The 18,737-nt window shown below is 63.2% G+C and carries 20 protein-coding genes; 18 read left to right on the top strand and 2 right to left on the bottom strand.

All coding sequences use genetic code 11. The features are described from left to right. Positions 1–3: 3 nt before the first annotated feature. From G9Q80_RS03170 to G9Q80_RS03155, 4 genes are all read left to right on the top strand, one after another. Entirely contained in the window at positions 4–633 is a 630-nt protein-coding gene (locus G9Q80_RS03170) for a TetR family transcriptional regulator C-terminal domain-containing protein (RefSeq protein ID WP_069211760.1), read from the top strand. Then, positions 630–1,022 carry a RidA family protein gene (locus G9Q80_RS03165; protein WP_043144469.1) on the top strand — a complete coding sequence of 131 codons (393 nt, stop codon included), beginning with the start codon at positions 630–632 and terminating at the stop codon, positions 1,020–1,022. Before G9Q80_RS03170 ends, G9Q80_RS03165 begins: the two co-directional genes overlap by 4 nt. A 12-nt stretch (positions 1,023–1,034) precedes the next feature. After that, a complete protein-coding gene (locus tag G9Q80_RS03160; RefSeq protein ID WP_043144468.1) occupies positions 1,035–1,358 on the top strand; it encodes a 2Fe-2S iron-sulfur cluster-binding protein in 324 nt (107 codons plus the stop codon). 313 nt (positions 1,359–1,671) lie between these two features. Then, positions 1,672–1,947: a hypothetical protein gene (locus G9Q80_RS03155; RefSeq protein ID WP_133065825.1), complete on the top strand. Its 276-nt coding sequence runs from the start codon at positions 1,672–1,674 to the stop codon at positions 1,945–1,947. Here the strand turns inward: G9Q80_RS03155 and G9Q80_RS03150 are convergent. Further along, positions 1,944–2,681, bottom strand: coding sequence for a GntR family transcriptional regulator (locus G9Q80_RS03150; RefSeq protein ID WP_069086710.1), 738 nt, complete (start codon positions 2,679–2,681; stop codon positions 1,944–1,946). The genes G9Q80_RS03155 and G9Q80_RS03150 overlap by 4 nt on opposite strands. Positions 2,682–2,813: 132 nt before the next feature. Between G9Q80_RS03150 and G9Q80_RS03145 the strand changes: the two genes are divergently transcribed. The 14 genes from G9Q80_RS03145 (at position 2,814) to aptA (ending at position 17,649) form a co-directional block, all read left to right on the top strand. Continuing rightward, positions 2,814–3,851: a transporter substrate-binding domain-containing protein gene (locus G9Q80_RS03145; RefSeq protein ID WP_043144467.1), complete on the top strand. Its 1,038-nt coding sequence runs from the start codon at positions 2,814–2,816 to the stop codon at positions 3,849–3,851. Positions 3,852–3,938: 87 nt separating this feature from the next. Further along, positions 3,939–5,105, top strand: a complete 1,167-nt coding sequence (locus tag G9Q80_RS03140) for an amino acid ABC transporter permease (RefSeq protein ID WP_088670940.1) — start codon at positions 3,939–3,941, stop codon at positions 5,103–5,105. 4 nt (positions 5,106–5,109) lie between these two features. Next, complete coding sequence (locus G9Q80_RS03135; RefSeq protein WP_043144465.1) at positions 5,110–6,195, top strand: amino acid ABC transporter permease; 1,086 nt, start codon at positions 5,110–5,112, stop codon at positions 6,193–6,195. Between the two features lie 11 nt (positions 6,196–6,206). Next, positions 6,207–6,947: an amino acid ABC transporter ATP-binding protein gene (locus G9Q80_RS03130; RefSeq protein WP_088716501.1), complete on the top strand. Its 741-nt coding sequence runs from the start codon at positions 6,207–6,209 to the stop codon at positions 6,945–6,947. A gap of 9 nt (positions 6,948–6,956) precedes the next feature. Next, complete coding sequence (locus tag G9Q80_RS03125) at positions 6,957–7,889, top strand: aminotransferase class IV (RefSeq protein ID WP_379862608.1); 933 nt, start codon at positions 6,957–6,959, stop codon at positions 7,887–7,889. Then, complete coding sequence (betC, locus tag G9Q80_RS03120; RefSeq protein WP_088716502.1) at positions 7,886–9,424, top strand: choline-sulfatase; 1,539 nt, start codon at positions 7,886–7,888, stop codon at positions 9,422–9,424. Before G9Q80_RS03125 ends, betC begins: the two co-directional genes overlap by 4 nt. Then, positions 9,421–10,311, top strand: coding sequence for a dihydrodipicolinate synthase family protein (locus G9Q80_RS03115; RefSeq protein WP_088702402.1), 891 nt, complete (start codon positions 9,421–9,423; stop codon positions 10,309–10,311). Before betC ends, G9Q80_RS03115 begins: the two co-directional genes overlap by 4 nt. Positions 10,312–10,363: 52 nt before the next feature. Continuing rightward, positions 10,364–11,602: an NAD(P)/FAD-dependent oxidoreductase gene (locus G9Q80_RS03110; RefSeq protein WP_088670938.1), complete on the top strand. Its 1,239-nt coding sequence runs from the start codon at positions 10,364–10,366 to the stop codon at positions 11,600–11,602. Between the two features lie 10 nt (positions 11,603–11,612). Continuing rightward, positions 11,613–12,314 carry an SDR family oxidoreductase gene (locus G9Q80_RS03105; RefSeq protein ID WP_088670937.1) on the top strand — a complete coding sequence of 234 codons (702 nt, stop codon included), beginning with the start codon at positions 11,613–11,615 and terminating at the stop codon, positions 12,312–12,314. An 8-nt stretch (positions 12,315–12,322) separates the two neighbouring features. After that, on the top strand, positions 12,323–13,795 hold the full coding sequence (locus G9Q80_RS03100) for an aldehyde dehydrogenase family protein (protein WP_088716503.1): 1,473 nt from the start codon (positions 12,323–12,325) through the stop codon (positions 13,793–13,795). Continuing rightward, positions 13,792–14,547, top strand: coding sequence for an SDR family NAD(P)-dependent oxidoreductase (locus G9Q80_RS03095; protein ID WP_088716504.1), 756 nt, complete (start codon positions 13,792–13,794; stop codon positions 14,545–14,547). The genes G9Q80_RS03100 and G9Q80_RS03095 overlap by 4 nt, the downstream gene beginning before the upstream one ends. A 4-nt stretch (positions 14,548–14,551) precedes the next feature. Continuing rightward, positions 14,552–15,286 carry an SDR family NAD(P)-dependent oxidoreductase gene (locus G9Q80_RS03090; RefSeq protein WP_088716505.1) on the top strand — a complete coding sequence of 245 codons (735 nt, stop codon included), beginning with the start codon at positions 14,552–14,554 and terminating at the stop codon, positions 15,284–15,286. Positions 15,287–15,295: 9 nt separating this feature from the next. Next, the gene (locus G9Q80_RS03085) at positions 15,296–16,309 is read left to right on the top strand and encodes a proline racemase family protein (RefSeq protein ID WP_088716506.1); all 1,014 of its coding nucleotides are present in this window, start codon (positions 15,296–15,298) and stop codon (positions 16,307–16,309) included. Between the two features lie 23 nt (positions 16,310–16,332). After that, complete coding sequence (gene aptA / locus G9Q80_RS03080) at positions 16,333–17,649, top strand: omega-aminotransferase AptA (RefSeq protein ID WP_088670969.1); 1,317 nt, start codon at positions 16,333–16,335, stop codon at positions 17,647–17,649. A gap of 71 nt (positions 17,650–17,720) precedes the next feature. On the opposite strand, the gene G9Q80_RS03075 is transcribed toward aptA, so the two are convergent. After that, entirely contained in the window at positions 17,721–18,596 is an 876-nt protein-coding gene (locus tag G9Q80_RS03075) for a LysR family transcriptional regulator (RefSeq protein WP_246870456.1), read from the bottom strand. Positions 18,597–18,737: the final 141 nt, after the last annotated feature.

Raw genomic sequence — 18,737 nt, 5'->3', positions numbered from 1 at the left:
CAAATGAATGTCGCACAGAAAAAACGCACGCTGATGCGCGATACCATTCGCGACGCGGCCATTCGGGAATTTGCGCGCAACGGTCTGGCCGGCACGTCAACCCAGGCGATTGCCGATGCCGCGGGTATATCCAAGGCGCAACTGCACTACTACATTTCCAGCAAAGAAGACCTCTACCAGGAGGCTCTGGGGTACATCCTGTCCGAATGGCGCGAGATCTTCTTTTTGTCCTCCAGCCGCGACGATCCGGAAACAGCGATCCGAGCCTATATCGAACGCAAGATCAGGCATGCACTGGAGCATCCTGACAGTTCGCGGCTCTTTGCCAAGGAAATGGCACGCGGCGCACCGGAAATGGCCGACCACTGGCCCGGGTTGCGTGCGGCGGTCGACGACGCGTCGGATGTGATCCGGGCATGGATCGACGAGGGCAAGATTGCCCCGGTCGACCCCCTGCTGTTCCAGATCAACATGTGGGCGGTGACGCAGCACTATGCCGAATACGAGGTGCAGACACGTATGTTGATGGATGCCGAGCCGGATACACCTCTCGATGCGGACCGCATCGCAAATGAAGCCATCCAATTGTTCCTGACCCGCTGTGGTCTTGCTGAACCCGGAGAGAAAGAATGAAAGCACTTATCCCAGGAGCCCTGCCGTCGCCTTTCGGGGCCTATTCCCATGGTGCAGCGGAGGGGGGGCTGATCGTGACCTCCGGGCAATTGGCGCTGGCCAAGGATGGCACCATTCCGACGGATGTGCGGGCGCAGGCCGAGCTTTGTTTCGATTACATTGATGCGATCCTTGCCGAGGCAGGTGCCGATGTATCCCATGTGTTGCGGTTTTCCGCATTCGTGACACGGCGTGAGGACATGGCGGCCTATATGGAGGCACGCGATGCGCGGGTCGCGCATCTGCCCGTCAAACCGGCCTCTACCCTGGTGATCGTCAGCGGGTTTACCCGTCCGGAATTCCTGGTCGAGGTCGAGGCCCTGGCGCAACTCCCGGCCAAGTCGAGCTGAGGATTACAAAACATGGTTGAAGTGACCTTTGTCGAGGCCGATGGCAGCCGCAGGGTTGTCTCTGCAACAATTGGCCTGTCCTTGATGGAAGTGGCGCGAAATGACGGTGTTCGTGGAATCGAGGCGGAATGCGGTGGTGCCTGCGCCTGTTCGACCTGCCATGTCTATGTTGCCGGAGACTGGGTTGCTCGCATGCCAGAGCGCAGCCCGATCGAAGAGGATATGCTGGACTTTGCACATGAGCCGGACCCGACGACGTCAAGGCTGGCCTGCCAGATCCCGATTTCGGAAGATCTGGACGGCCTGATCATTTCGGTCCCGGAACGGCAATGCTGAACTGGACGCCATCGCGCCCAGGCGCCGATGGCGTCCAGTTTCCCTGAGTTGTGCGCCCGGGCCCGTTCTGCCCGGGTTCGCACGATGCGACGAGGAATGCAGGGCGGTGCCTGGTGCGATGTGAGTTGGCGGGATGCGCCTCACGTCTTGTGTCGGATCGGCGTCACGTGCGATTTGCCATCCGTGTTCCCGCGGCGCCGCTTGACATCCGCGAGCCTCGAAAGCGCATCAATCGCCTTGCCTTCATTGGAGTAGCCCCCTGAAAGTGGTCCACCAACTGGGATAGATTGTCCCGCGAAGTGGAGGATCAGCGATGGCTGGAAAGCGAGAAAAGCCCGAAGAGATTGTATCGAAGCTTCGGCAGGTTGAAGTTCTGCAAGGGCAAGGCGCGACGATCGCGGAGGCAGTGCGCCAGATCGGCGGTACGCCGCAAGCTGCCTATTGCTTGCGTGGTCATGGTGCCGGCGGTGTCCGCATCGGTTCCCAACAGGCAGGTTCGGATCGCTGGTGTCGCGAGCGATTATTCATCCAACCAGTGGCCGAAAGGCGTGCTGATCTTTCACGCATCGCCCGGACAATCCTTTTCTAGTCTTCAGAGCCTGAGATCGGCGTTTCGAGCTCGAATTCGAAGTCGTCGTCGTATCGGGCCCGCAGGAATTCCATGAATCTGTTGTGAAACTGGCGGGTGTGTTCGTGCGCCAGACGGTCCGCCAACGAGATGTCTCTTTTCTCGATCGCATCGATCATTTCGTAGTGTTCCGGGTTCAACAGGGCATCGGTGTCCGAGCGCCGGATATAGTCGAAATGCATGTGCAGAATCCGGCGCCCTTCATCGAGAAGTTGCCCATAACTGCGTGCCAGATAAAGGTTGCGGCCCGCATTCGCGATAGACATGTGAAAGTCGCGATTGGTTGCCGACATCGCGAGATAGTCATTGGCGCGGCAGGCGTCGTCGAACGCTTTTGCCAAGGCACGCATTTTCTTGATGTCGTCCGGGGTGGCATGCCGCGCTGCCAAGCGCGTGTTGATCCTTTGCAGGAAGTCCAATGCTTCGACATACCGTGGGAACTCGGCAAGGTTGATCGGGGCAACCAGCGTCGAGCGGTTTGACAGCATTTCCACCAACCCGTCGGCCGAAAGCCGGACAAGCGCTTCGCGGATCGGTGAACGGGACATGGCGAATCGCTGGCTGAGCGTGGTTTCGTCCAAAGGCGTACCCGGCTCCAGAGCCAGTGTGAGGATCTCTTTTTTGAGCGTCTCATAGACGTGACGTGCGCCGAGGCCCTTGGCCTGCTTTTGCGTCTTCACTTCAACCTTCGACATAACTTCACGTCCTCGCGTCGATTTTCAGCATCGCTATAGCGCTGCACCGTCATAATTTCAAAAGTATTGACATGTCGACAATGTGACGACAAGCTAACGTGCAGACACTATGTCGACAACAGGGAAGACAACATGAAAAGACTTTCACTGGGCCTGATGGCCACGACCATGCTGACCGCTGTTTCTGCACAGGCGCAGGTTGCCGAAGACAGCCGCCTGAAAACTGTTCTGGAGCGCGGCTCTCTCTTGTGTTCCGGCCACAACGGCTCGTTCCTGGGCTTTGCTGAGGTGGACGATCAGGGCAATTGGAAAGGCGTTGACATCGATCTTTGCCGCGCCCTGAGCGCAGGCCTGTTCGGCACCTCCGAGGGCAATCTGGAAATCGTGCCGATCAGCTGGGCGCAGCGTTGGCCCGCCCTGCAATCCGGCGATATCGACGTCGTCATCAAGGTTTCGGGCTGGACGCAAAGCCGCGATACGGAACTGAACCTTGCCTACTCGACGCCGTATTTCATCGGCGCGTTCCAAGCGATGGCCAAGGCGGATCTGGGTGCGGAAAGCATCGCCGATCTCGATGGCGGCACGCTGTGTGTCGGCGCAGGCACGTCGACCGAACGCGCCACGGCAACCTTCCTTGAAACGCACGATATCGAAGCCGAGCTTCTGACCTTCGAGAACGGCGATGAACTGCGCAAAGCCTATTATGACGGCCGCTGCGACGCACTGGTGGAATGGGCGCCGAGCCTTGCGGCTGGCCGGGTCGATGCGCCTGACGGTGCCGAGAACCACGTGATCCTGCCCGACGTCATCGCGCTCGAAGCCGAGGGCATCATCGTGCCCGAGGGCGACGCAGACTGGCTGGACGTCCAGAACTGGATGCTGTCGTCACTGTGGTTCGCCGAAATGGAAGGCATCACCTCGAAAAACGTGGACAAGTTCAAGGCAAACCCGCCGTCCGAAACCATCGCCAAGTTCCTGGGCAACACGCCGGGCTATGGCGACCGCCTGGGTCTGGACAACGATTGGGCCTACAACATGATCAAGGACGTCGGCAACATGGCCGAGATCTATGATCGCAACATCGGGTCCGGTTCGCCCTACGACCTGCCGCGCGGTATCAACGCGCTTTATAACGAAGGTGGCGTTTTCTACCCGTTCATCGTGGACTGATGATGCGCATTGTCCCGGCCGCCCCACTCCACGGCCGGGACGAACCCTTGAATTTTCGTCAAACAAACCCAGCCGAGGAAAAGCAGTATGGCTTCTTTCCTGAAGGACAAGCGCGTCCGCGATACAGGCTTTCAAGTCGCGTTCGTGGGCTCGATCATCGCCCTGGCGGTTGCCTTCGTCGTGGTCGGCAAGACCAACCTTGACGCGCAGGGAATGACCTCGGGCTTCGGCTTTCTGGAGCGCACGACCGGTTGGCGCATCAGCTTTTCGCTGATCGAGTATTCGACCTCGTCGCCGTATTGGAAGGCCATCCTTGTCGGTATTCTCAACTCGCTATTTCTTGGCGCATTGGCCCTGCCAATCGCGACAGTGATCGGGATCGCGGTGGGCGTGATGCGGACGTCAGGCAACGGCATGGCCGAACTGGTCGGCACCTGCTTTGTCGAGGTGTTCCGAAACGTGCCGCTGATCCTGCAACTGCTGTTCTGGTATACTGTGCTTCTGGGCCTGCCCGCGCCCCGGGACGTCGAACCCCTGCTGGGTGTTTTCGCCTTTACCGGGCGCGGCATCTACCTGCCGGGTCTGAACGTGACCGGCGGGTCCGTTGTGCTGGCCTTCTGCGCCCTTGCAGCCGCCTTTGGGGCGGCTCTGTGGCTGCGCAACGGACGCTGGTCGCAAGCCACGGTGGCGCAGGCGCGCAAGGAGCGCCTTGTGCTCTGGGGCCTCGCCGGTCTGGCTGCGGTGCTGTGCATGTGGCTGGGCCGCATTCCCGATACGCCGCTGGTCAACATTCCGGAACAACGGGGCCTGAACTACAAGGAAGGCATCCGCGTCTCGCCCGAGCTCATGGCCTGCGTGACGGCCATCGCCATCTATGGCGCCGCCTATATCGCCGAGATCGTGCGCGCGGGCTTCAACGCTGTACCGCGCGGTCAGACAGAGGCCGGGCATGCATTGGGTCTGACATCGTGGCAGATCTTCAGCCGCATCCGGATGCCGCTTGCCCTCCGTATCGTCATGCCAACGCTGATCAACCAGTATGTCTGGCTGTTCAAGGCGACCACGATCGGCATCGCCATCAGCTTCACCGATTTCTTCATGGTGATCTCCACAGCCATCAACCAGAGCGGCCAGACACTTGAACTGATCGCGATCCTGATGGGCGGCTTCCTGACCATCAACTACACGATTTCCTTTGTGCTCAATCGCGTGAACGACGCGATCAAGCTCAAGGGCACCCAGCTGAGGATCTGAGCGCATGACCGACGTGATCCCCGCCTCCGTCCCGCAGCCGTCGTTTGCCGAGTCCCTCAAGGGCCGGTACTTCTCCACCCGGCGCGATACCATCGTCAGCATCGTCTTCGCCACGCTCGCGCTGTGGCTGGGCTGGTCCCTGGTCAGCTGGGCCCTGGTCAACGCGACCTTCGGCGCAGGGCAGGGCGATGTCTGCCGGGAGAACATGCATGGCGGGGCCTGCTGGTCCATCGTGGCAGCCCGCTGGCGCATCGTGCTGTTCGGTCTGTACCCGTTCGAAGAGCAATGGCGCTCGGGACTGGCTTGCGCGATCATGGTGGTCGTGGCGATCCTGTCCTGCGTGCCCTGGTTCTGGTCGCCGCGCCGCTTGCCGGTTCTTTGGGTCGCCGGTTTTGCCGCCTTCTACATCCTGATGCGCGGCGGCCTGTTCGGCCTGCCCGAGGTGACGGAACAGAACTGGGGCGGCCTGGCCCTGACGGTGTTCATCTTTGCCGCCGTGGTTCTGCTGGGCATGCCGTTGGCCATCGTGTTCGCCCTGCTGCGCCGGTCTGAACTGCCGTGGATCGCCCGGACCATGGCGCTGGTGATCGACACGGTTCGCTCGCTGCCGCTGCTGTCGATCATGTTCACCTTTGCCATCGTGCTGCCCTTTGTCCTGCCGGGCTGGGCCATCGGGGACAAGCTTTACCGGGTCATCGTCGGCTATGCGCTGTTCTTTGCCTGCTATCAGGCCGAGATCATCCGGGGCGGCATGCAGGCCTTGCCGGCCGGGCAGGAAGAGGCCGCCAAGGCGCTTGGCATGACCTACTGGCAGCGCATCGGCTACATCATCCTGCCGCAGGCGTTCCGCAACGCCCTGCCGCCGACGATCAATCAGATCGTCATCACCTTCAAGGAGACCTCGCTGGTCACGATCATCGGCTTCTTCGATGTGATGGCGTCGGGGCGTGCGGCCTCCGGCACCGCCGAATGGAACTTTGCCACCATCGAAATGTACGTTTTCGTCGGGCTGATCTTCTTTGTCTTCGTCTTTTCCCTGTCGCGCTACGGCGCCTATCTCGAACGCCGCCTGCGCGTCGGGACCCGCTGAGGAGCCCTGAAATGAGCGAACCTGCCATCCGTATTTCCGCCATGAACAAGTTCTATGGCTCGTTCCACGCGCTGCATGACGTGGATCTTGAAATCGCCCGCGGCGAAAAGGTGGTGATCTGCGGCCCGTCGGGCTCTGGCAAATCGACCCTGATCCGCTGCATCAACCGGCTGGAGGAACACCAGTCCGGGCTGATCGAGGTCAACGGTACGCCGCTAGATGACGATCTCGATCATATCGACGAAATCCGCCGCGATGCGGGCATGGTGTTTCAGAACTTCAACCTGTTTCCACATATGACGGTGCTGGAAAACTGCACGCTGGCGCCCGTCCTGTCCGGTCGGCTGAACCGGACCGAGGCCGAAGAGACCGCCATGCGCCTGCTGGAGCGGGTGAAGATCCCCGAACAGGCGCACAAATACCCTGGCGAATTGTCTGGCGGTCAGCAACAGCGCGTGGCGATCGCCCGGGCGCTGTGTATGTCGCCGCAGATCATGTTGTTCGACGAGCCGACCTCGGCGCTGGACCCGGAAATGATTTCGGAAGTGCTGGACGTGATGGTGGGCCTCGCCGAGGAAGGCATGACCATGGTCTGCGTCACCCACGAGATGGGCTTTGCGCGGCGGGTTGCGGATCGCGTGATCTTCATGGCCGAAGGGCAGATCATCGAACAGGGTCCGCCCGACCAGTTCTTCGACAACCCTCAGAACGAGCGCACCAAGGCGTTCCTGAGCCAGATCGTCGCGCATTGAGGCATCGCCATGATGGATCGCCAGACCACCCACACAGCGGAAGAAGATCCGCGCAACGAGCAGCTGTTGATTCATGTCAACGGCCAGCTCGTGCCCAAGGACGAGGCCGTCGTTTCGGTCTACGACAGCGGCTTCATGCTGGGCGACGGCATGTGGGAGGGGATGCGCCTCTATGATGGCGAATGGGCGTTCTTTGACGCGCACATGGACCGGCTGTTCCAGTCCTGCAAGGCGGTCGCGCTGAATATCGGCCTGTCGCGGGATGACATCCGGGCGCTGCTGGATGACACCGCCCGCGCCAACGGCATGACCGGCGACGCGCATTGCCGGCTGATGATCACGCGGGGGCGCAAGGCCAAGCCGTTCCAGCATCCCTCGCTGTCGAAATGGGGGCCGACGATCGTTGCCATCGTCGAGCATTCGGTGCCCGCGTCGGGGTTGGCCAAGGGCATCCGGCTGGCCAGTGTCCCGCAGGTGCGCGGCCTGCCGCATGCGCAGGACCCGAAATTCAACAGCCATTCCAAGCTCAACTGCGTCATCGCCTGCCTTCAGGCCGAGGCGGCGGGCGCGGACGAAGGGCTGATGCTCGATCCACATGGCTTTGTGAACACCACCAACGCCTGCAACTTCTTTATCGTGCGGGACGGCGAGGTTTGGACCTCGACCGGCGATTACTGCATGAACGGTGTGACCCGCGCCAATGTGATCCGGATCTGCCGCGCAAACGGCATTCCGGTGAAGGAAAAGAACTTCTCGCTTTACGAGGCCTACGGCGCGGACGAGGCCTTTCTGACCGGAACCTTCGGGGCGCAGACCCGCGTGGCCAGCATCGACGGCAAGGACATCGGCGATGGCAGTTGCCCCGTGACCGAACGCATCCGGGCGCTTTACAAGGATCTCGTGGCGCGCACCGTGGCCGAGCAGAAGGCCGCGCGCCAATGACCCGCCCGAACATCCTTCTCTTCATGGTCGATCAGCTGACGTCCTTCGTGCTGAACGCCTATGGCGGCACGGTCTGCAAGACGCCCAATATCGACGCGCTGGCCGCGCGCGGCACGGTGTTCGAGAACGCCTATTGCCCCTATCCGCTCTGCGCGCCGTCGCGTTTCGGGATGATGGCGGGGCGGTTGCCGTCGCGTGTCGGAGCGTTCGACAACGGGGCCGAGTTCACCGCCTCGACGCCGACCTTTGCGCATTACCTGCGCCGGGCGGGCTATTACACCTGCATCTCCGGCAAGATGCATTTTGTCGGCCCCGACCAGTTCCACGGGTTCGAGGAACGGCTGACCACGGAAATCTATCCCGCCGACATGTCCTGGACGCCCGAGCCGCGTTTTGCCGATGTGGCCGAGGATGACGAGCGCGCCTATGAATTCGGCGTCTCGACCATCGACACGGTGCGTGACGCGGGGCCTGTGGCCCGCTCGATGCAGATCGACTACGACGAGGACGTGATCCACCACGCGGTGCGCGAGCTTTACGCTCGGGCACGCGGCGAGGATGACCGACCGTTCATGATGACGGTTTCGCTGACCCATCCGCACGATCCCTATGTCATTACGCCGGAGTTCTGGGATCTATACGACGCGGCCGAGATCGAGCCGCCGCGCGTGCCGGATATCGCCGTCGAAGACCGCGATCCGCACAGCCGGTCCCTGTACTACCACTACGGCCAGGACCGCTGCACCTTGACCGAGCAGGATTACATCCGGGCGCGGCGCGGCTATTACGGCATGATTTCCTATGTCGACGCCCTGTTCGGGCGCCTGATGACCGCGCTGGACGACAGCGGCTTTGCCGACAACACCGTGGTTCTTTTTGCCTCTGACCATGGCGACATGATCGGCGAGCGCGGCATGTGGTTCAAGAAGACGCTGTTCGAGCCCGCGGTTCGTGTGCCCCTGATCGTGGCGCATCCCGAACATGGCCCGAGCCGCGTTTCCGCGCCCGCAAGTCTTGTCGACATATTCCCGACACTGCTGGACATCGCCGGCATCGCCGATCAGATCGCGACGCCGCTCGACGGGCGCAGCCTGTTGTCGGCGGTGCGGGGCGAAGACGCCTCGGGGCCGGTGTTTGTGGAACATATCGACGGCGGCACGGCCGCGCCGCGCGTCTGCGTGCGCGATGGCGACATGAAACTGGTGATCTCGCGCGCCTACCCGCCGCAGCTTTATGACCTGGCCAGCGATCCGCTGGAACAGACCAACCTCGCAGGGCAGGGGCACGCGGAAGAGGCGCGGCTTGCCGACCTGGCCGAAGCGACATGGCCGCTGGACAGCCTGCCCGACACCGTGACCGCCAGCCAGCGCGCGCGCAAGATCGTAGATTCCGCGCTGGCAACAGGTCGCAGTGAGACGTGGGATTTCACCCCGCGTCCGCTGACCCAGAACACCAACTACGTGCGCCGGGGCGACGCCTTCCCGACCGTCGAACGGCGCGGTTACCTTCCCGTCAAGAAAAGGACAAACCCATGAGCTACAACGTCAAACTGTCGGGCGTCATGCCTGCGCTGGTCACGCCCTTCGACGCCGACAACAAGATCGACTTCGACGCGTTCGGCAAGCTGCTGACCCATTTCCGCGACAGCGGCGTGACCGGCTGGGTGCCCAACGGCTCCACCGGGGAATACTTCAGCCAGACCACCGAAGAGCGCCGCGCTGTCCTGCAATTCGTCAAGGATTTCGCCAATGACGACGAAATCCTGATCGCGGGCACCAACGCGCCCGCCACGCGCGAAGTGATCGAACAGACCGCGATGGCCAAGGAAATCGGCTATGACAACGTACTGCTCGCGCCGCCCTTCTACACCCGTCCGACGCAGGAAGAGCTGATCAAGCACTACGAGACGGTGCTGGCCGAGGTCGATGTGAACCTCGTGCTCTATAGCTACCCGGCGAAGGACGGCGACGACATCTCGTTCGAGTTGATGGATCACTTCGCGGACAACCCGCGTGTCATCGGGATCAAGGAATCCTCGGGGGTTCTGCAACGGGCCATCGATATCGTGTCGCGCTACGAGGGTAAGATTCAGTTGATCTCGGGTTCGGACGACATCGCGCTGGACTTCATGTTTTGGGGTGCGGAGTCCTGGATCTGCGGCCCGTCCAACTGCATGGCCAAGGCGTGCTGCGAACTGGACCGCCTTTACAAGGCCGGCGATCTGGTGGCGGCAAAGTCGCTGATGATGAAGCTCTACCGCGCGATGAACATCCTGGAATCCGGCAAATTCGTGCAAAAGATCAAATATGGCGCCGAACTTCAGGGCATGCCCGTGGGCGAATGCCGCGCGCCGCTCGGGCCGCTGACCGAGGCCGAAAAGGCCGAGTTCAAGGAAGCGATGGCGCCCATCCTCGCCATGTGACCAAGCTGGAGGGGCGCGGTCTTTGCGCCCCTCATTCCGCAAGAGATCGACCATGACCAAACCCACACTTGTGATCGGCGCCGGCGTCATCGGCGCGGCCATCGCACTGGACCTTCAGCGGCGCGGGCGCCGCGTGATCCTGATCGACCGGGACGCGCCGGGGCGCGGCGCGAGTTATGGCAACATGGCGTCGATCGCCGTGACCGAGTTCATGCCGGCCTCGCGCCCTTCCGTCTGGCGGCAGATCCCCGGCTGGCTGCTGGATCCCGAAGGACCGATCTGCGTGCGCCCGGCCTATATGCCGCGCCTCATCCCCTGGTTCTGGCGCTTCCTGCTGGCCTCGCGCCCGTCGAAGCTGCGCGACCTGGAAGCGCAGGGCGCGGCGCTGTGCGCGCGGGCTTTGGCGGACACGCAAGAGATGCTGCGCGACCTCGGCCTGTCCGATCACCTTTCCGACACCGGCTGCCTGTCGCTCTACGCGGATGAGACGGAGTTCGCGGCGGATCGCGAGCGGATCGAGATGCTTGACCGTTTCGGCTTTGACTACGAGGTGCTCGGGCACAACCAGCTGCATGATCTGGAACCCGAGATCGACGGGCGGATCAAGAAGGCGCTGCTCTTGCCCGACAACCGCACGGTGCGCGACCCGTTTCGCATCGTGACCGAACTGGTCAACAGGTTCGAGGCGGCAGGCGGCACGGTCGAGCGCGCCGAAGTGGCGGGCTTTGACCGGTCGGGCCGGATCGAGGCCGCCCTGCTGGCCGATGGCCGCCGGTTGGAGTGTCAGGAGGTTGTCCTGGCCGCGGGGGCGTTTACCGCGCGTATGGCGAAACAGCTGGGCGAGCCGATCCCGCTGGAAACCGAGCGCGGCTATCACACACAGATCATGGACCCGGGCGTCAGCCTGAGCCATTCGATCATCTGGCCGGCCAAGGCTTTCATGGTCTCGCCGACGGCGGGCGGCCTGCGCATCGGGGGCACCGTGGAAATGGCGGGCCTTGACACGCCGCCCGACTGGCGGCGCTCGAAGATCACCGTGCGCCGCGCGAAAGAGGCGCTGCCGGGCCTGCGGGTCAAGGACAGCACAGAGTGGATGGGCCACCGTCCGGCCATGGCCGACACCGTTCCCGTCATGTCTGCCAGCGCAAAGACGCCGGGCGTTTTCTATGCCACGGGACACGGCCATCTGGGCCTGACCTATGCCGCGACGACGGCAAAACTCATGGGGCAGCTGATCGCGGGCGAACGGCCCGACCTTGATCTGCACCCCTACCGTATCAATCGTTTCTAAGGAGAGGACCATGACCGAAAAGACATGCCTCATCATCGGTGGCGGGCGCGGCATGGGCGCCGCGACGGCCCGTGAAATGCACGCTCGCGGCTACAAGCTGGCGCTGATGTCGCCCTCGGAGAGCTGCGAAATCCTGGCCGCCGAACTGGGTGGTGTCGCCCATCGCGGCCGCGCCGAAACGGCGGCGGATACCCAGGCGGTGTTCGATCTGGCCATGTCCACCTATGGCCGCATCGATGCCTGCCTGATCCATGTGGGCGGCCCGCCCAAGGGCGACCTGCTGGACATCCCGGAAGAGGATTGGGATCGCGCCAACGAGATGGTGATCAAGCCCGTCCTGCGCATGGCCAAGCTGCTGACCCCGGTGATGGAGGCGCAGGGCGGCGGGTCGATCGTGAATATTACGACCTTTTCGGCCTTCGAGCCCTCGCTGATCTTTCCGACCTCCTCGGTCTACCGCGCCGGTGTCTCGTCCTTTACCAAGCTTTACTCGGATCGCTACGGCCCGGCGAATATCCGCATGAACTGCCTGCTGCCCGGCTTTACCGACAGTCTCGACCTGCCGCAGAAATACGCTGACATGTCCGCTCTGGGCCGCCTTGCCCGGGCCGAGGAACAGGCCAAGGTCGCGGCCTTCCTGCTTACAGACGACAGCAGCTACATCACCGGCCAATCCTTGCGCGTCGATGGCGGCGTGACGCGGCACATGTGAGGTTTCCCATGAAGACCCAGATTTTCATCGACGGCGCCTATGTCGCGCCGACCAGCGGCGCGACTTTCGATGCGGTCGATCCGTCGAACAATACGGTGTTCCACCAGGTGCCGCGCGGCGACGCCACGGATATCGACAAGGCGGTCAAGGCGGCGCGGCGCGCCTTTGACGAGGGGCCCTGGCCACGCATGAGCGGCGCGGAACGTGCCGCCTGCCTTCGCAGGATGGGCGACCTGATCGCGGCGCGCACCGATGCGCTGGCCCGGATCGAGGTTCAGGACAACGGCAAACCCCTGCCCGAAGCGGTCTGGGACATCGAGGACACCGCCGGGGTGTTCCATTTCTACGCCGATCTGGCCGAGGGTCTGGACGGTCACGAACAGAACGTGCCGCTGGGCATGGAGGGGTTTACCTCCAAGGCGGTCAAGGAACCCATCGGCGTGGCCGGGGCGATCATCCCGTGGAACTTCCCACTGCTGATGGCGTCGTGGAAGGTGGCCCCGGCGCTGGCGGCGGGCTGCTGCATGGTCCTGAAGCCATCGGAACTGACATCGGTCACGGCGCTGGAACTGGGCGAGATCGCCAATGAGGCGGGTCTGCCGCCGGGCGTGCTGAACATGGTCACAGGCTTTGGCCCCGAGGCCGGACAGCCGCTGACCGAACATCCGCTGGTCGACAAACTGGCATTCACCGGGTCGGTGCCGACCGGATCGCGGATCATGGCCGCCGCCGCCCGCGACATCAAGGCGGTCTCGCTGGAACTGGGCGGCAAGTCCCCGCTGGTGGTTTTTGCCGATACGCCGGTCGAGGAAGCGGTGGAGTGGATTCTGTTCGGCATCTTCTGGAACCAGGGCGAAGTCTGTTCCGCCACCTCGCGCGTCCTGATCGAGGACAGCGCCTATGAGGCGGTGATGGACCGGCTGGTGACCGAGGCGCGCAAAATCAAGATCGGGCATGGGCTGGAGGAGGGGGTCTTGCTTGGGCCGCTGGTCAGCAAGTCGCAGCACGAAAAGGTGCTGGACTGGATCGAAACCGGCAAGCGCGAGGCACGTCTTGTTTCCGGCGGCGGCATTCCCACAGGTCTCGAAGACGGCTGCTATGTCGAACCGACGATCTTTGCCGATGTTCCCGAGGACGCCACCATCTGGACCGAGGAAATCTTTGGCCCGGTGGTCTGTGTGAAACCCTTCAAGACCGAGGAAGAGGCCATCCGCCTTGCCAATGACACGCGCTTCGGCCTTGGCGCGGCGGTCATGTCCAAGGATCTGGAGCGCGCAGAGCGCGTTGCCCGTGCCTTTCGCGCCGGGATCGTCTGGGTCAACTGTTCCCAACCGACCTTCACCGAGGCGCCCTGGGGCGGCTACAAGCAGTCGGGTTTCGGTCGTGAACTGGGCGAATGGGGTCTGAACAACTACCTTGAGACCAAGCAGATCACGACCTGGGACGCGCATCGCCCCTGGGGCTGGTACATCAAGGAATGACCGCGCCCTTGTCAGACAAATGCGTGCTGGTGACGGGCGCGACCGGATCGATCGGTCGCGCCATCGCCCGCCAGCTGGCGCAGGACGGCGCACGCGTGGTCCTGCACTACGCGCGCAGCGGCGATGCCGCGCGGGCGCTGGCGTCGGACCTGGGCGATGCCATAGCCATTCAGGCCGACCTGTCGACGCCCGATGGGCCCACCGCCCTGTGGCGAGAGTCAGAGGCGCAGATGGGCCGCATCGACGCCCTGGTGAACAACGCGGGTCAGCTGACACCCTCGTCCGTCGATGACGCGCTGGACGACTGGCACAGGGTCTGGGCGTCCGACATCCAGCTGAACCTGATTGCGGCGGCGGACCTGTGCCGCGCGGCCATCGGACATTTCCGCACTCATGGCGGTGGCCGCATCGTCAACATCGCCTCGCGCGCGGGGCAGGGGGGGTACCGGGCCGAGGCCATGTCCTACGGTGCGACCAAGGCCGCGCTGATCAACCTGACGCAAAGCATCGCGCGCGGCTTTGGTCCGGACAACATTCAGGCCCTGGCCATCGCGCCGGGCTGGGTCAGGACAGCGATGTCAGAGGCTTATGTGGCGGAACACGGGGCGGCGGCGGCCTTGGCGGGCATCCCGACTGGCCGCATGGCGGAAACCGACGAGGTCGCGGAACTTGTCGCCTTTGTCCTGCGGCCCTCTCAGGTGTCGCTGTCGGGGGCGGTGCTGGATGTCAACGGCGCAAGCCAGATGAGATGAGGCGATGATGCGTTTCAAGGACAAGGTTGCCATTGTGACCGGCGGGGCCGGTGGTATTGGCGCGGCGATCTGCCGGCGGCTGGCCGCCGAGGGCGCGCTGGTGCGCATCGTGGACATGAACGGCGCGGCGGCGGAAAGCCTCGCGCAGGACATCGGCGGCACGGCACATGACGTCGATCTGACGAACCCCGCCGCCATTCGCGGCTTCGTCGAAGGCATCGCCCCCGACGGCATCCACGTGCTGTGCAACAACGCCGGTCTGATGCGGCGCGGCGCCCTGATGGAACTCACTGCGGACGACTGGCAGGCCTCTTTCGCGGTCAATGTCGATGCGCTGTTTCATATGTGTCAGGCCGTCATTCCGCAGATGCAGGCGCAGGACGGCGGGGCCATCGTCAACACCGCCAGCCAATGGGGCCTGCACCCGGCGCCGGGTCATATCGCCTACAATACGACCAAGGCGGCGGTGGTGGCCTTCACCCAGAACCTTGCGCGCGATTGCGCACCGGACAAGATCCGGGTCAATGCCGTTGCCCCCGGCGAAGTGCGCACGCCCATGCTTGAGAGTAACCTCGCGCGGTCGGGCCGCAGCATCGACGATCTCAATCGTCTGGTGCCCTATGGCCGGATCGGCGAGCCGGAAGAAATCGCCGCGCTGGTGGCTTTTCTCGCCAGCGACGAGGCGGGCTATCTGTGCGGATCGGTGGTCGAGATCACCGGCGCCCAGGCCGTGGCATAGGAGAGCGATATGCGTTGGACCCGAACCCTGCAAACCGTGGACGTGCATTGCGCGGGCGAGATTGGCCGCGTGATCACCGGGGGCGTGCTGAACATGCCCGGCTCTACCATGGCCGAGAAACTGCTGTATCTGAACACGGTGGATGACAGCCTGCGGCGATTTTTGTGCTCGGAACCGCGATCCGGCCCCGCCGGGTCGTTCTGCCTGCTGACGCCCGCCTGCGATCCTGCGGCGGATGTGGGGCTGATCATCCTTCAGCCCGATCAGGCGCACGCCATGTCCGGCTCGAATGCCATGTGCGCCACGACCGCGCTGCTGGAAACCGGCATGATCCCGATGGTCGAGCCCGAAACTATCGTGACCTTCGACACCGCCGCAGGGCTGGTGCGCGCGGTGGCAAGCTGCGAGGCGGGCAAGGTCACGCAGGTCGCCCTCGACATGCCCGCATCGTTTCTGGCCAGGCCCGGCAAGGTCGACGCCGCCGAGCATGGCACAATCGACTACGATCTCTGTTTCGGCGGGGTCTTCTATGCGCTGGTGGACGTGGCCCAGGTCGGATTGACCATCGCCCCGGAAAATGCCCGTGCATTGGCAACCGTCGGCGTGGCGCTGCGCAATCGCATCGCCGAACAGGAACCCGCCCCGCATCCGACAACCCCGGCCCTGAGTGGGCTGGCCTATGTCATGTTCCGCGACACCGACCCCGACGGCGCCCTGCGGACCTGCACGACGCTGCGCCCGGGCCGCGCGGATCGGTCGCCCTGCGGTACCGGCTCGAATGCCAACATGGCCGTGCAGAATGCCCATGGCCGGGTCAGCCCGGGCGACGTGGTCGTTTCGCGTTCGATCATCGGCGGTGAATTCCGGACCGAATTCCTGGGTGCAGCAGAAGTGGGCCCCTATGCCGCCACCCGCAACCGGATCTCTGGCCAATGCTGGATCTACGGCATGACGCAGATCGGCCTCGACCCCACGGACCCGTTCCCACTGGGGTTCACGCTTTCGGACACATGGGGCGGCTGACGCCCTTTCTTCAGGAGACCACGATGCTCGACACAAAACCGAACAATATGAATGCCTTCTGGATGCCGTTCACGGCAAACCGCCAGTTCAAGGCCAATCCGCGCATGTTTACCGCCGCCAAGGACATGCATTACACCACCTCGGATGGCCGCCAGGTGCTGGATGGCACCGCCGGTCTGTGGTGCTGCAATGCGGGCCACTGCCGGCCCAGGATCACCGAGGCCGTTCAGCGCCAGGTGGCCGAACTGGACTATGCGCCGGCCTTCCAGATGGGGCACCCGCTGGCCTTCGAACTGGCAAATCGGCTGGTCGATCTTGCACCAGATGGGATCGACCATGTGTTCTATACCAACTCTGGCTCGGAATCCGTCGAAACGGCGCTGAAGATCGCGCTGGCCTATCACAGGGCGCGCGGCGAGGGGCAGCGCACCCGGCTGATCGGGCGGGAACGCGGATATCATGGCGTCAATTTCGGCGGCATCTCGGTGGGCGGAATTGTCAACAACCGCAAGGTCTTTGGGTCGCTCCTGGCCGGGGTCGATCATCTGCCGCACACGCACATTCCCGAAAACCGCATGAGCCGTGGCCAGCCAGAACACGGCGCCCATCTGGCGGACGAACTGGAACGCATCATCGCGCTGCACGGGGCCGAAACGATTGCCGCCGTGATCGTCGAGCCGATGGCCGGATCGACGGGCGTCCTCTTGCCGCCCAAGGGCTATCTGCAACGCCTGCGCGAGATCACCGCAAAGCACGGCATCCTGCTGATCTTCGACGAGGTCATCACTGGTTTTGGCCGTCTTGGCAGCACCTTTGCGGCACAGCACTACGGCGTGACGCCCGACATGATGACCACGGCTAAAGGGCTGACAAACGGCGTGATCCCGATGGGGGCGGTCTTCGCCTCTGGCGCGATCCACGATGCCTTCATGCAGGGACCCGAGCATCTGATCGAGCTCTTCCACGGCTATACCTATTCCGGCAACCCGATCGCGGCGGCGGCGGGTATCGCCACGCTGGACACCTACCGCGAAGAGGGCCTCTTTGCGCGCTGCGCCGAACTGGCGCCCTATTGGCAAGAGGCGCTGCACAGCCTGGCCGACGCGCGCCATGTCATCGACATTCGCAACGAGGGGCTGATCGGCGCGGTCGAGTTGGAACCGATTGCCGGACAACCGACGAAACGCGCGTTTGACGCGTTTCTCAAGGCCTATGACAAGGGGATTCTGATCCGGACGACGGGTGACATCATCGCAATGTCCCCGCCGCTGATCATTTCCAGGGAGCAGATCGACCAGTTGGTCGACACCCTGCGCGATGTACTGAATTCGCTGGACTGACGGCGCGGCAAGCGTGCATCCCCGCCGGTCGATCTGTCCGGTCGGGGGTGCCGCAAAATGCACCGCAACGATCAGTCGATGCCGAGCCCGGTGTCTCTGGCGTTGCTCAGCCAATCCACAAACATATTCCGTGGATGGTAATCGATGTCGTCCTTGGGCCAGACGAAATAGTACGTGCCGATGCTGACCGAACTCTCGGGCCAAAGCGCGACAAGGCGACCTTCCTCAAGTTCGCGCTCGATCAGGAAGGTCGGAACCAGCGCGGCCCCCATGTCGTGCAGGGCGGCCTGGATCATGGAGGCGAACTGGTCGAACAGCATACCGACCGGGCTTTGCAGCGGGTGGCCCAGAAGCCGCGCCCATTTTTCCCAGGCATCCGGCCGCGTATCGAGATGCAAGAGCGGCAGCTGGAAAAGATCGCTCAACGCATCGCCCTTGCGCGCGGCGGCCCGTTTTGGCGAGGCCACCGGCACGACATATTCGCGCATCAGTTCCAGATAGCAGACGTCGGCCCAGTCGCGTTCGCCGAAATGCACCGCACCGTGAAACGGCTCTGTCGCAAAATCGAAAGGCCTCAGGCGGGTGCTGAGGTTCACCGTCACTTCGGGGTGCTGCGCGACAAAATCCGGCAGGCGCGGTGCCAGCCAACGCACGCCAAAGGCCGGCAACATCGCGATGTTCAGCTGCCCGCCGCCCGGGTTTGCCTTCAGGCGCAGGCTGGCGGTTCCGATCTTGTCGAGGGCGCTTCTGATCTGGGTGCAATAGTCCCGCGCCGCCGGGGTCAGCGTGATGCTTTTCCTGTCGCGCAGGAACAACGAGGTTCCAAGGTAATCCTCCAGCACCTTGAGTTGTCGGCTCACCGCGCTTTGCGAGACGCCGATTTCATGCCCGGTCTCGGTCACGTTGCCGGTGCGCTCAAAGGATTCCAGCGCACGCAAGGCCGTCATCGGTGGAAGGAAGCGTTTGGGATGGCGCATAGGTATGAGGCTTTTGCATGATGTATTTGATAAAGGCGTTTCTCATGGCTCGCGGCGATGTGTCAAATGCACAGAACTCACGAGGGCCGAAATGCTAAGAAAATCAAGCAG

The organism is Mameliella sp. LZ-28 (genome assembly GCF_012274245.1).
GTDB lineage: Bacteria > Pseudomonadota > Alphaproteobacteria > Rhodobacterales > Rhodobacteraceae > Antarctobacter > Antarctobacter albus.
The sequence above is the reverse complement of the archived record's forward strand: the minus strand, read 5'-3'. Positions and strand labels throughout refer to the sequence as shown.

Excerpts from the sequence above, each read along its gene's own strand:
- G9Q80_RS03170 (WP_069211760.1), top strand. The coding sequence starts at position 4 with ATGAATGTCGCACAGAAAAAACGCACGCTGATGCGCGATACCATTCGC.
- G9Q80_RS03165 (WP_043144469.1), top strand. The coding sequence starts at position 630 with ATGAAAGCACTTATCCCAGGAGCCCTGCCGTCGCCTTTCGGGGCCTAT.
- G9Q80_RS03160 (WP_043144468.1), top strand. The coding sequence starts at position 1,035 with ATGGTTGAAGTGACCTTTGTCGAGGCCGATGGCAGCCGCAGGGTTGTC.
- G9Q80_RS03155 (WP_133065825.1), top strand. The coding sequence starts at position 1,672 with ATGGCTGGAAAGCGAGAAAAGCCCGAAGAGATTGTATCGAAGCTTCGG.
- G9Q80_RS03150 (WP_069086710.1), bottom strand. The coding sequence starts at position 2,681 with ATGTCGAAGGTTGAAGTGAAGACGCAAAAGCAGGCCAAGGGCCTCGGC.
- G9Q80_RS03145 (WP_043144467.1), top strand. The coding sequence starts at position 2,814 with ATGAAAAGACTTTCACTGGGCCTGATGGCCACGACCATGCTGACCGCT.
- G9Q80_RS03140 (WP_088670940.1), top strand. The coding sequence starts at position 3,939 with ATGGCTTCTTTCCTGAAGGACAAGCGCGTCCGCGATACAGGCTTTCAA.
- G9Q80_RS03135 (WP_043144465.1), top strand. The coding sequence starts at position 5,110 with ATGACCGACGTGATCCCCGCCTCCGTCCCGCAGCCGTCGTTTGCCGAG.
- G9Q80_RS03130 (WP_088716501.1), top strand. The coding sequence starts at position 6,207 with ATGAGCGAACCTGCCATCCGTATTTCCGCCATGAACAAGTTCTATGGC.
- G9Q80_RS03125 (WP_379862608.1), top strand. The coding sequence starts at position 6,957 with ATGATGGATCGCCAGACCACCCACACAGCGGAAGAAGATCCGCGCAAC.
- betC (WP_088716502.1), top strand. The coding sequence starts at position 7,886 with ATGACCCGCCCGAACATCCTTCTCTTCATGGTCGATCAGCTGACGTCC.
- G9Q80_RS03115 (WP_088702402.1), top strand. The coding sequence starts at position 9,421 with ATGAGCTACAACGTCAAACTGTCGGGCGTCATGCCTGCGCTGGTCACG.
- G9Q80_RS03110 (WP_088670938.1), top strand. The coding sequence starts at position 10,364 with ATGACCAAACCCACACTTGTGATCGGCGCCGGCGTCATCGGCGCGGCC.
- G9Q80_RS03105 (WP_088670937.1), top strand. The coding sequence starts at position 11,613 with ATGACCGAAAAGACATGCCTCATCATCGGTGGCGGGCGCGGCATGGGC.
- G9Q80_RS03100 (WP_088716503.1), top strand. The coding sequence starts at position 12,323 with ATGAAGACCCAGATTTTCATCGACGGCGCCTATGTCGCGCCGACCAGC.
- G9Q80_RS03095 (WP_088716504.1), top strand. The coding sequence starts at position 13,792 with ATGACCGCGCCCTTGTCAGACAAATGCGTGCTGGTGACGGGCGCGACC.
- G9Q80_RS03090 (WP_088716505.1), top strand. The coding sequence starts at position 14,552 with ATGATGCGTTTCAAGGACAAGGTTGCCATTGTGACCGGCGGGGCCGGT.
- G9Q80_RS03085 (WP_088716506.1), top strand. The coding sequence starts at position 15,296 with ATGCGTTGGACCCGAACCCTGCAAACCGTGGACGTGCATTGCGCGGGC.
- aptA (WP_088670969.1), top strand. The coding sequence starts at position 16,333 with ATGCTCGACACAAAACCGAACAATATGAATGCCTTCTGGATGCCGTTC.
- G9Q80_RS03075 (WP_246870456.1), bottom strand. The coding sequence starts at position 18,596 with ATGACGGCCTTGCGTGCGCTGGAATCCTTTGAGCGCACCGGCAACGTG.